This window comes from Notoacmeibacter ruber, assembly GCF_003668555.1.
Taxonomy (GTDB): domain Bacteria; phylum Pseudomonadota; class Alphaproteobacteria; order Rhizobiales; family Rhizobiaceae; genus Notoacmeibacter; species Notoacmeibacter ruber.
On record NZ_RCWN01000001.1, the window covers coordinates 3,012,887 to 3,023,540 of the forward strand.

A 10,654-nucleotide genomic window follows, 5' to 3' on the forward strand; every position below is an offset into this window, starting at 1 on the left:
CCACGTGCGACCTCATCTTCAAACCGATCCGAACAGGGCCCCATCCGGGCCCTTTTTCTTTGGGAGACCGACATGACGAGTAAATCCGCCAAACCAGCCGCAACGACCACCGATCAACTGAGCGGACTCGCCAGCGTCATCGTGCTCGGCCGAGACGACAAGGCCAAGCCGCATGCCTCATGGTTCGGGGCCAGCGAGGAAGAGCTAGCCAGGAAGGCCGCCGGTCTGATGGGCATGGCGACCCTTACGGTATCCGGTGAAGAACTCGAAGGGCTGAGCCGGCGGCTGCCGCAGGGCAAAGTCTTTGCCAGCGGCAAGGCGTTCGTGCCTTTCGTCAAGGCCGAGCTGTTCGAGCAATTGGCCGGCCATCTGCCGGAGGCCGAGCGCGAGCTGCTGAAGCCCCAGGAACCGCCCGAACCGTTCGATGGAGATACGTTCTTGATCGAGTCCTGGGACAAGCTTTCCATCGGCGGAGTGGTCCTCGCATGGGAGGGCAAGGATGCCGGATGGTGGGAAGCGGTCATCACCGCCATTCACCCAAACGATCTCGTGACCCTGCAATGGTGCGACTATCCCGACGAACCCAGGGCGGTTCGCAAGCGAAGCCATATCGCACTGCTCCACCCGAAGCACGATCAGCCGATCACCGGCAAGGCAGCCTGAGGCCATGGAAGAGATGGTGATGGCCAAAGACACTGAGACGGGTCGTGCGGTGATGAAACAGGCCGATGCGATCCGGCGCTTCAACGATCAGTTCAGACAAACGTTTGTCGGCGGCACGGTTCTGACCACGGTCGGCGTGCGGGAACTAAAAGGTGCCGATCAAGTAGCGATCATTCGTGCCGTGCAGCGCTTTGACGATTTCCACCCGGAGAATGATCCGTTCGAAGAGCACGACTTCGGCGCGTTCGACCATGACGGTACCCGCTACTTCTGGAAGATCGACTATTACGATCTCGACCTTCATCATCGCTCGAAGGATCCGGCCGATCCCGCGTTTACGATGCGCGTGCTGACAATCATGCGGGCCGATGAATACTGATCGGCCCATCGTGATGATGCTGGCTCGTAAAGCGCTATCAGGGGTTAACCTGCCCCTTAACCGACTGAATGCCGCAAAAACGCCCAGCGAGCCCGCTACGCGCCCTTCGGTTTGCGGCCCGATGGTAGCCTCGGCCTGTCATTGCCCGGGTCGGTCACAGTGGCGAACAGTTCGGCGACCTCAACCTCCAATAGTTTGGCGACTGCCTCAAGCGTCGACACGGTGACGTTCTCCGAACCGCGCTCGATCCGGCCGACATATGATCGGTCGATGCCGGTCTCCAAGGCCAGCCGTTCTTGGCTAAGTCCTTTTGCCACCCGTAGCCGCCGCATGTTCCAGCCGATTGTCGCGCGTACATCCATGCACGCAGATCATCATTCTGCGGCTTCAGTATCGACGGACTGTGAATCCCGTATTAATATAAACATCGACATACCGATTGAAGTGAGGGGAGAACCATTGAAACGACGACTTATGATCGCCGCTTTGCTAGTCGGGATGAGTGCAAGCGGAGCATGGGCCGCGCAGTGCAACGACATCGAAGTCGAGCAGCTGGTCCTGAACATCTTGGAAGAGAATTGGCTCAACACACAAAATCAGCGCGTGCAGCGCTTCGCGGCCTTCCCCGCCATCTACGGCGGAGACCTCGTCTTCGATTTCTCGCTCAGCGCCATTCGTGACCGCGGATTTGACGATCAGTCGATCCTGCAATGCGCGGCAACCTACAGCGGAAGCATGGAGCTGGTAGGGCCAGACAACCCTGAGGGCAGCCAAATCCTCGGACTGGTTGGCTTCTCGAACCTCTCCGGCGAAATCGTCTACAGCGTCGAGACCACGCTCGACGACCAGCTCTACGTCAACGCCCGATGGTAGGCACGACCAAGCCTATCAAGCCTTCTCAGCGTCCCATTCCTTATCTCGATTAGTCGGAGAGCCCCGATGAGTTCTTACCTCAATTCCATGCGCAAATATGCCACCTTTTCCGGACGCGCGTCGCGGAAGGAGTATTGGCTCTTTGCGCTGTTTTATTTCATCTTCGGAGCGGTCGCCGTCTTTCTGGATGCTTTGCTGTTCGATGCTGTTGGCGAAGATCCCGGCCCCCTGACCATTATCTTCGTTCTCGTCCATATCCTTCCCGGCTTCGCCGTATTGAGCCGGCGGCTTCACGATACCGATCATTCGGCGTGGTGGATGCTGCTCTATATTACCGGCATAGGCATCTTCATCCTACTAATCTTCGCTTTGATCCGCGGCACGGAAGGACCGAACCGGTACGGCCTGGACCCTTATAGCGAAGGAGGCGTCGGGCCGGCCGCAGCGCACGGTCACCCGCAGGGTGGCGGCGGCACGGATATCGTCGCAGAACTCGAGCGGCTTTCCAGCCTCAAGGAGCGCGGCGCGATCAGCGAAGATGAATATGCGGCGATGAAGGCAAGAGCGCTCGACACGGAGAAGCTGGCTTGAACGACGGTGCAGCCTTCATGCTGGACATGATGATCGGCGGGGTGATCCTGCTGATGATCGTGGTGACGCCCATCGTCATCGCCTTCATCCGCAGGCACCCCAATCGCTGGGCGATCTTCATCATAACGGTCGTGTTCGGCTTTACGATTCTTGGCTGGCTGATCGCTCTTATCTGGTCACTGCATGGCTTCCACCGAAGCGCCGGACCCCTTCGCGATGGCGGGGAATCTGGCCTGAACCTGTTCGGCAATGATCGCCTCTCCTACTGCAACTATCCCGCAAATGGCGCATCGGTCTACAACAGCGCCGCAAGCCCTCGGGCGAGCAACCCAGTGCCCGCCTACGCGCTACCGCCCCAGCGCCCTGGCTCGAACCCCATCGTGCTCGCCGATCAGATCGAACGCCTCGTCAGCCTCAAGACCACCGGCGCAATCAGCGAGCAGGAATATGACCGGCTGAAGGCGGACGTATTGGGGATATAAGCGGTTACAGATGCGTTGGGACCGAGCTACAGGGGCATCAGACTGTACGTCCTTACACCCGACTCCTATCATTTGGTAACAAGGGCAGGCCTAGCTCTCTCAGAAATTTATTGTGCCGCGCGGTCGCCAGCTGGACGTCCTTCTCAATCTTAACTAGCTTCTTATGTGTCGCTGAAAGGTCGATCTCGATCTCGTCTTCAGCGGTACTCACATAACGCGTGATGTTGAGATTGAAGTCGTTGGCTTCGATTTCATCCATGCTCACGCGGCGAGCATATCGATCAATCTTCTCTTCTGGACGTTGCTGATACGTCTCGATGATTTCGGCGATATGCTCGTCCGTCATGTAGTTCTGGCGCTTGCCCTTTTTGAAGCTCTCAGAAGCGTTGATGAAGAGAACATCGTCGGGCTGCTTGCACTTCTTGAGAACAAGAATGCAGACGGGGATGCCGGTTGAGTAGAACAGATTCGCAGGCAGGCCGATGACCGTGTCGATATGCCCGTCCTTCAGCAGTTTCTCGCGAATCTTGGCCTCCGCACCACCACGGAACAACACACCGTGCGGCAGGATGATTGCCATCACGCCGTCATCCTTCAGGTAGTGGAAACCGTGCAACAGGAAAGCGAAGTCGGCAGCTGATTTTGGTGCCAGTCCATGGTTCTTGAAGCGCATGTCTTCACCAAGCGCTTCAGTCGGCTCCCAGCGGTAGCTGAAGGGCGGGTTGGCAACCACGGCATCGAATGAAGGCTTCTTGGCCGGATTTGTCTCTCGCAGCATCTCCCATTCATTGGTCAGCGTGTCGCCGTGATAGATTTCAAACTCGGTGTCCTTTACCCCGTGCAGCAGCATGTTCATGCGCGCCAGGTTGTAGGTGGTGATGTTCTTTTCCTGGCCGAAGATTTTGCCGATGCTACCGCCAGCTTTTTTCATTTGCTGCCGGACGTTGAGCAGAAGCGAGCCGGAACCACAGGCGAAATCCATAACGCTTGCCAAATGTTTGCGCTTCCCGGTTTTCGGATCCTGGCTGTCCAGCGCCACAATGCCCGACAGGATGTCGGAGATACGCTGCGGCGTGTAGAACTCCCCTGCCTTTTTGCCGGAACCTGCAGCAAACTCTCCGATCAGGTATTCATAGGCATCGCCAAGCGTGTCGCTATCGGTTGAAAACCCTTTCAGCTCTTCAGCGATTTTGGAAATGATCGAGCAGAGTTTAGCGTTGCGCCCCTCGTAGGTTCTACCGAGTTTCTCGGAGCCGAGATTGATCTCCGAAAAGAGGCCCGAAAACGTGCTCTGGAACGACTTGTTTTCGATGTATTTAAAACCCTCCTGCAGGGTGTGGAGCAGTTCGCCGCTCTGCGTTTTGGCCATATGGGCGATGCTGGTCCAAAGGTGCTGGGGCCGGATGACATAATGTGTCTTCAGCCGCATCTGTTTTTCGAAGGCGGCAACGTCATCCGGGTTGTTCTCATACCAGACTGAGAGAGACGGGCGCCCACCGTTGCCGATAGCGTTAGGGTCCGGGTAATCGCTGCCAAGTTCCTTCCGTGCTGCCTGTTCGTAATTGTCGGAGAGATAGCGGAGGAAGAGCAAAGCCAGCATGTAATCGCGGAAGTCGTCCGCGTTCATCGCGCCACGCAGTTGGTCGGCGATGCCCCAGAGTGTTTTCCCGAGTTGTTTTTGTTCTGGTTCGGTCATGGCGTGGCTTCCTCGGCGGCTTCCGCCACTGGCTCGGGAACAAGTTTTCGATTGAAGGGGTGGCGTTCGACGAAGCCTCTGAGGATCGTCATGAAATAGTCTCTGGTGTCGTCGCCCATCTCAGCGGGCTCATACATGGAGTATTTGCCGTGGCTCAACAGATCGACGAACCGTTGATGAAGAATGCCATCAGCGTCGTCGGCCGCTTCCTTAATGCAGGCGGAGAAATGCTCATGTCCAAGGAAAAGTGATGTCTTCTCGAGAAGCGTCCGCAGGATGTTAAAGTGGAATGTTTTCGCTTGTCCGCTCTGCGCAACGAGCCATAGATCGGCCAAGGCATTTACATGATAGAACTGCGGAGTGTCGCCAGTCTGTTCAGCGAGGATGTAGCCTTCCGTCAGGCGGTTTCGCTTGAGAACATATTGAGTTGGCCTGCCGACACGGTTCTTCAGTTCGTAGTGAAGCACGTTGAAGAACAGCGCATGGTGGGTCGAAACCACCGTCTTGATGGGCCGCTGTGCCTCCCGATAGAGCTGGACAAGATGATTGCCAACGACAATTGCATTGTGCTCATCCAGCGATGAAATCGGGTCGTCGATGTAGACATGCTCCACCCATTTGTAGGCTTCTGCGTCATCAAGGGCGAGTTGCAAGATGGCCAAGAAAAAGCACCAGATGAAAATGCTCTCTTCGCCTCTGGAAATCTTGATGCCTTCCCGATCCTCAGTGCGTGCGTTGTCACCTTCGCCCACCAGTACCTTTCGTGAGAAAGCGACTTCTGCGCTTGCGATCTTCCCGGTGCTCTTGTCAAAGTCAAAGGTGAGTTTGAAATCGAAGTCTGCATAACGGTCCAGAAGCGGTCGAATTCGCGTTTCGATCTCCAGTTCGTTGAGGCCGATGAAGAATTGCGAATTAGGATTGAGCTTCAGTTTCCGGTTGGTGTCGTTTTCGAGATCATTGTCCCAGTTGAAAAGGTCTTCGGTGAAGGCGTTGTAGTAGAGCGTATCACGGCTCAGAGCTGCGCCTTCTTTACCGATCTTCTTTCCAATGTCCTTGAACGCCCCGGAAAGGCGCGTTTTGCCTGTTCCGTTGAATGCGTAAAGCAGGATGAACGGGCTCTTGTCAGGTTTCCTTGCTGCACGGTCGGCAAGCTGTTTGCGAAGGTCAGTAGCAAGAGCGGGGAGGTCGGGGAAGGGAATGTCGGTCATCGCTCGTTGCCTTCCACAGAGGGAAAGAGCTGCTGGAGCAGACCGCGCTTGTGCAGTTTTAGGCCTTCAAACTTCTGCGACTGTTTGATTGATCGAACGTCTACTGACGTGAGGCAAGACGCAACAATTCGCTGCTCGTTTGGATCATTCGGAACTCGAAGTAGTATATCGTTTAAGGCACAAACTGATAGCCCAGGTTGCGCTTGCCCTGTAGCAAACCGATTCAATTGAAGCGCATCGAATGCATGGTAGACAAAATCAACTTCAAATTTTCCAAACACGCTTGCTACCAGCGCATGTTCTGTGGCTTGGAACTTGCCTTCGCACAAGTTTACGTTGCCGCATAACGCGCCCTGCCTTCCAATCAGAACGTATCGACCATCATGGTTGAAGCTCTCAACGTACCCTCTCAATCCATTGCCCCCGTAACAAGGGTATTTGCCCTTCGACTTTCTTTCCTCGATCTCGGTCGCCGGGATAAAGTCTCCGGCTTTCAATGAGCATAGCTCCGATATTTTCTTCTCCTCCCACTCCCCTGCGTTCTGAAACTCCGGGAAGCGGAGGCGGGGGACGGTTTCGCCGGGTTGGGGGAAGAGCTGTTGCATCAGCCCTTTCTTGTGGGCGCGCAGGGCTTCCAGCTTCCGGCTCTCCGCATCGATCAGATCGTCCAGCGAGCCAAGGCAATCGGCGATCTTTTGCTGCTCAGCTTCGGTTGGTGGAACCGCGATAGGCAACGCCAGCAGGTCGTTATTGCTGATTGCCATCCGATCATGCCGTGCGCCGCTGTTTGACACTTTGCGAAGAAATCCATGCCAATGTGAGGAGGCAAAGTAGTGCGAAAAATAGTCGTGCTTATCGTTCGAGAACCGAAACACAGTGTATAGAGGCGACATAACGCCTGTACCGATGCGGTTCTTGGAAATGGGTCCAACTGGTGCGATGTTCGACACGCGAGGATTATAGACATAATCCCCCGTTTCAACGACGAAGTAGTTTTCAGTGTTTGTGGCGATGTCTTTCTCAAAATATTCGCGTTGATCGACAACACCGTATTCAGCCGAATTCGTCAATGTTCGAAGCTTTGAACCATCGCCGTTTCGCTTTGTGCGACGCGTCGCGAGATGACCGAGTGGCTTAACATCCCACGTCGGTTCATCCGCAAACTCCACAAACCGCAGCTTCGGCACCAGTTGTTTTTGCTTCTCCATCGCCATCACGCGCTCTCCTGCTCATAGGCAACGAGGCCTGAAATGTCGCGGCCCTGAGCGCGTTTGTTGAGAAGGGGCACAAGGTCGGCCATGAGCGCCAGCTCACGCTCGCGCCGCTGTTTCCAGCCGAGGCCAAGCGGCGCCATGAGGTCCGTCAGTTGCTCGCCGTCGAAGATCATGCGTTGCAAGATGGTATCGACAAAGCCCGAAAGCGCCTCCGGCTCCAGGCCGTGCTTACCCGCAAGCGTCGCGATCTCCTTAGCCTGCTTTTCAGCTTTGAAGCGCGAATAGCCAGCACGCACCGCCGCTTCATCAAGCGCTTCGCCTTCTTTTAGCGAGCGCACGTACTCCGTAATCTCCTCACGCTCATCCATGAATTTTGCATCGGACTGGATGAGGCCAATCAGCTGTTCGCGGCTGATCTTCAGTTTCTTCGGGTCCTGCCCGGAGAACTTGGCAATCAGCTTCATGATGTAGTCATAGTCGATAACGGCCGAGGCGAAGAGCACGAACTCGAAATCGAGCTGGTCGACATCCGTGTTGACGGGATCGCCCTCCGGCGTGCGCTTGCCCTGCTGCTCCTTCAGCCGTTGCGCCGTCTCTAAATAGGCACCCTTGAAGGCCCGCAATTCGTCCTTCGGCAGCGTCTTCCCAATCTCGTCGCGCTGCTCCTCCGTCAGATCGGTATATTGGTCGAGCTGCGTTTGCAGGCGCTGCACTTCCTTGAAGCGTTTGACGAACTGAATGCGGGCATCGTCGCCCTTCATGTTGCTGACCTGCTCGGGCGCAGCATCGACGCCCTGCGACTTCATGAAATCGCCAAGATCGGTCACCGCCTGCTTGAGCTGGCCGATAACGACCGGAGCCTTGTCCACCAGCCAGATTTCACGAGCGCGCTCTGTCTGCGCACCGGAGAAGAGCGCAATTGCCGCGTCCACATTGTCCTGCTGGTTGCGGAAATCGAGAACATGGCCATAGGGTTTGGTGGCGTTCAGAACGCGGTTGGTGCGCGAGAACGCCTGAATCAGCCCATGGTTCTTCAGGTTCTTGTCGACATAAAGCGTGTTCAGATATTTCGAATCAAAGCCGGTGAGCAGCATATCCACCACGATTGTGATGTCGATCTTTTCCGCGCCCTTTTTCGGCAGATCGCGGTTCGGGAATTCCTGATCCTTGATGCGCTTTTGGACGTCCTGATAGTACAGGTCGAATTCCGTGATCTTGTGGTTTGTGGCATAGGCCGCGTTGTAGTCGGCAATGATCGCTTGCAGCGCCTTCTTCTTGGCGTCCGGGTCTTTCTTGTAATCTTCTTTTTCCTGCTCCAAATCCTCCTGGATTTGCTTGATATTAGGATCGCCTTCGGCGGGCGGCGAGAACACCGCTGCGATCTTCAGCGGCACATAGTCAGGGTGATCTGCCTTGATCTTCTTTTGCAGTTTTTTGAACTCGTCCACATACTCAATCGCGTCATTGATAGATGCTGTCGCAAACAGGGCATTGAAGCGACGGTTGGCCGTCGCCGCGTCATGCTTGTCAATGATCGCTTGTGCAATCGCCTGCTTCGTCAATGCCTGGCCCGGCTTGCCCGCCGCGCCCTTCGGCTCGAAATAATCGACATGGAAGCGCAGGACATTCCTGTCCTCGATGGCATTCGTGATCGTGTAGGCGTGCAACTCCTGCTGGAACAGGTCCTCCGTCGTGCGCATCGAACCCATATCACCTTCGAATTGCTTGACGCTCGCGTTCTGTTCGAAAATCGGTGTTCCGGTGAACCCGAACAGCTGGGCGTTCGGGAAGAATTCCTTGATGGACTTGTGGGTCTCACCAAACTGCGAGCGGTGGCATTCGTCGAAGATGACAACCATGCGCTTATCGCGAATGGGCTCCAGCCGCTGCTTGTAGGTCTCTTGGCCACGCGCAATCTTGCGCTTGTTGTGCTTGCTGCTCTCATCGAGGGCAAGGCCGAGTTTCTGGATGGTCGTGACGATGACCTTATCGGCGTAATCATCCGACTGGAGCCGCCGGACGAGTGAGGCCGTATTGGTGTTCTCCTCGACGCAGTTTTCCTGAAAGCGATTGAACTCTTCACGCGTCTGCCGGTCGAGGTCTTTGCGGTCCACAACGAACAAGCACTTGTGGATGCTCTCGTTCGATTTGAGAAGCGTTGACGCCTTGAACGACGTAAGTGTCTTGCCCGAACCGGTTGTGTGCCAGATATAGCCGTTGCCGCTGTTCTGATTGATGCAATCGACAATCGCCTTGACCGCATAGATTTGATACGGGCGCATCATCATCAGCTTCTGCTCGCTGGCGATGAGCACCATATAGCGGCTGATCATCTGGGCGAGTGTGCATTTCGCCAGGAACTTGTCGGCGAAGTCCTCCAAGTGATTGATCTTGGTGTTGTCTTTCTCTGCGAACTGGTAGATCGGCAGGAACCGCTCATCCGCATCAAATGCGAAATGACGGGCATTGTTGTTGGCGAAGTACCAGGTCTCCGTTCGGTTGCTGACGATGAACAGTTGCACAAAGCTGAGGAGTGTCCGCGAGTATCCGTTGCCCGGATCATTCTTGTAATCGACAATCTGCTCCATCGCCCGGCGCGGACTGATGCCGAGATTTTTCAATTCAATCTGAACGACAGGCACACCGTTGATCAGGATCATCACGTCGTAGCGGTGATTGCTGTTGTCGGTGTTGATCCGCAGCTGGCTCACCACTTCAAATTGGTTCTTGCACCAGTCCTTGATGTTGACGAGCGTGTAATTCAGCGGCGTGCCATCATCACGTATGAAGGCCTCGCGGTTTCGCAAAGTGCGCGCGGCTTCATACACGTTAGGCTTGATGATGTCTTCGATGAGCCGCTTGAACTCGCCATCGCTTAGCTTGACGCGGTTAAGTTCTTGGAACTTTTCTCTGAAATTGGCATCGAGCGTGGCCTTGTCGCGGATATCGTCGCGGTAGGTGTATTTGAGGTCTTTCAGTTTAGATATAAGGTCATCTTCTAGCCTGCGCTCAGAAATGCTCATCGTAGAGAAGCCACTTTTCTCGTATAAGAATTGAGTCTCGACAGTCGCGTTGGGGCTTGTGTAGCGGATGATTGGCGATAAGTGGAGCCTGCCGTCTGGAAACGAATAACAGCGCATGGGTACGGGCTTAATTCGAAGCGCTGTCTTTTCTGTCGATCCTCGCGATCTGAACGGTTGCGACAGCTACTATTGCTGCCGAGGTGTAGTCTCTTCGCCTATCGGCGAGAGCACAAGCAGTTAACATCGGATCGCATCAATGATCCGGTAAACTTGCATCCGCGAGCATCCCACCTTTCGGGCGATGGCCGAGACGGTCTTACCGGCTTTCCGAAGCTTCAGTACCTCATCGCGATCAATTCGGCGTTTGCCGCCCTTGTAGATGCCTTTCGACTTGGCGCGCTCAATACCTTCGCGCTGTCGCTCCTTAATGAAACGACGCTCCATTTGTGCAACCATGCCGAGCACGGTCAGGATCACATGGCCCATTTCGCCCCGGGTGGAAACGTGGGGATCCAGAACGGTAAC

11 protein-coding genes are annotated in these 10,654 nt (G+C 55.4%); 5 read left to right on the forward strand and 6 right to left on the reverse strand.

Annotation, left to right across the window (positions count from 1 at the left end):
* The first annotated feature begins 72 nt into the window (after positions 1 to 72).
* Positions 73 to 663 carry a tudor domain-containing protein gene (locus tag D8780_RS14515; RefSeq protein WP_121646240.1) on the forward strand — a complete coding sequence of 197 codons (591 nt, stop codon included), beginning with the start codon at positions 73 to 75 and terminating at the stop codon, positions 661 to 663.
* Between the two features lie 19 nt (positions 664 to 682).
* Positions 683 to 1,042, forward strand: coding sequence for a DUF3768 domain-containing protein (locus D8780_RS14520; protein ID WP_245412357.1), 360 nt, complete (start codon positions 683 to 685; stop codon positions 1,040 to 1,042).
* Between the two features lie 95 nt (positions 1,043 to 1,137).
* Here D8780_RS14520 and D8780_RS14525 read toward each other — a convergent pair whose 3' ends face one another.
* On the reverse strand, positions 1,138 to 1,404 hold the full coding sequence (locus D8780_RS14525) for a helix-turn-helix domain-containing protein (RefSeq protein WP_121646241.1): 267 nt from the start codon (positions 1,402 to 1,404) through the stop codon (positions 1,138 to 1,140).
* 97 nt (positions 1,405 to 1,501) lie between these two features.
* Here D8780_RS14525 and D8780_RS14530 point away from each other — a divergent pair, with 97 nt between their 5' ends.
* The 3 genes from D8780_RS14530 to D8780_RS14540 all read left to right on the forward strand — a co-directional run bounded on the left by D8780_RS14530 (position 1,502) and on the right by D8780_RS14540 (position 2,988).
* Positions 1,502 to 1,915 (forward strand): hypothetical protein, encoded by a 414-nt coding sequence (locus tag D8780_RS14530; protein ID WP_147440331.1) that lies wholly within the window; start codon positions 1,502 to 1,504, stop codon positions 1,913 to 1,915.
* 66 nt (positions 1,916 to 1,981) lie between these two features.
* Positions 1,982 to 2,506, forward strand: coding sequence for a DUF805 domain-containing protein (locus tag D8780_RS14535; protein WP_121646243.1), 525 nt, complete (start codon positions 1,982 to 1,984; stop codon positions 2,504 to 2,506).
* On the forward strand, positions 2,503 to 2,988 hold the full coding sequence (locus tag D8780_RS14540) for a superinfection immunity protein (RefSeq protein WP_121646244.1): 486 nt from the start codon (positions 2,503 to 2,505) through the stop codon (positions 2,986 to 2,988). Before D8780_RS14535 ends, D8780_RS14540 begins: the two co-directional genes overlap by 4 nt.
* A gap of 52 nt (positions 2,989 to 3,040) precedes the next feature.
* Here the strand turns inward: D8780_RS14540 and D8780_RS14545 are convergent, their stop codons facing one another.
* From D8780_RS14545 to D8780_RS14565, 5 genes are all read right to left on the reverse strand, one after another.
* Positions 3,041 to 4,684 carry a type I restriction-modification system subunit M gene (locus D8780_RS14545; protein WP_121646245.1) on the reverse strand — a complete coding sequence of 548 codons (1,644 nt, stop codon included), beginning with the start codon at positions 4,682 to 4,684 and terminating at the stop codon, positions 3,041 to 3,043.
* Positions 4,681 to 5,892 carry an AAA family ATPase gene (locus D8780_RS14550; RefSeq protein ID WP_121646246.1) on the reverse strand — a complete coding sequence of 404 codons (1,212 nt, stop codon included), beginning with the start codon at positions 5,890 to 5,892 and terminating at the stop codon, positions 4,681 to 4,683. Before D8780_RS14550 ends, D8780_RS14545 begins: the two co-directional genes overlap by 4 nt.
* Positions 5,889 to 7,106 carry a restriction endonuclease subunit S gene (locus D8780_RS14555; protein WP_121646247.1) on the reverse strand — a complete coding sequence of 406 codons (1,218 nt, stop codon included), beginning with the start codon at positions 7,104 to 7,106 and terminating at the stop codon, positions 5,889 to 5,891. The genes D8780_RS14550 and D8780_RS14555 overlap by 4 nt, the downstream gene beginning before the upstream one ends.
* On the reverse strand, positions 7,106 to 10,129 hold the full coding sequence (locus D8780_RS14560) for a type I restriction endonuclease subunit R (protein WP_121646248.1): 3,024 nt from the start codon (positions 10,127 to 10,129) through the stop codon (positions 7,106 to 7,108). Before D8780_RS14560 ends, D8780_RS14555 begins: the two co-directional genes overlap by 1 nt.
* Positions 10,130 to 10,366: 237 nt before the next feature.
* Positions 10,367 to 10,654, reverse strand: a 288-nt coding sequence (locus D8780_RS14565) for a helix-turn-helix domain-containing protein (RefSeq protein ID WP_147440332.1), incomplete at its 5' end; no start/stop codon positions are given.

Excerpts from the sequence above, each read along its gene's own strand:
- D8780_RS14515 (WP_121646240.1), top strand. The coding sequence starts at position 73 with ATGACGAGTAAATCCGCCAAACCAGCCGCAACGACCACCGATCAACTG.
- D8780_RS14520 (WP_245412357.1), top strand. The coding sequence starts at position 683 with ATGGCCAAAGACACTGAGACGGGTCGTGCGGTGATGAAACAGGCCGAT.
- D8780_RS14525 (WP_121646241.1), bottom strand. The coding sequence starts at position 1,404 with ATGGATGTACGCGCGACAATCGGCTGGAACATGCGGCGGCTACGGGTG.
- D8780_RS14535 (WP_121646243.1), top strand. The coding sequence starts at position 1,982 with ATGAGTTCTTACCTCAATTCCATGCGCAAATATGCCACCTTTTCCGGA.
- D8780_RS14545 (WP_121646245.1), bottom strand. The coding sequence starts at position 4,684 with ATGACCGAACCAGAACAAAAACAACTCGGGAAAACACTCTGGGGCATC.
- D8780_RS14550 (WP_121646246.1), bottom strand. The coding sequence starts at position 5,892 with ATGACCGACATTCCCTTCCCCGACCTCCCCGCTCTTGCTACTGACCTT.
- D8780_RS14555 (WP_121646247.1), bottom strand. The coding sequence starts at position 7,106 with ATGGCGATGGAGAAGCAAAAACAACTGGTGCCGAAGCTGCGGTTTGTG.
- D8780_RS14560 (WP_121646248.1), bottom strand. The coding sequence starts at position 10,129 with ATGAGCATTTCTGAGCGCAGGCTAGAAGATGACCTTATATCTAAACTG.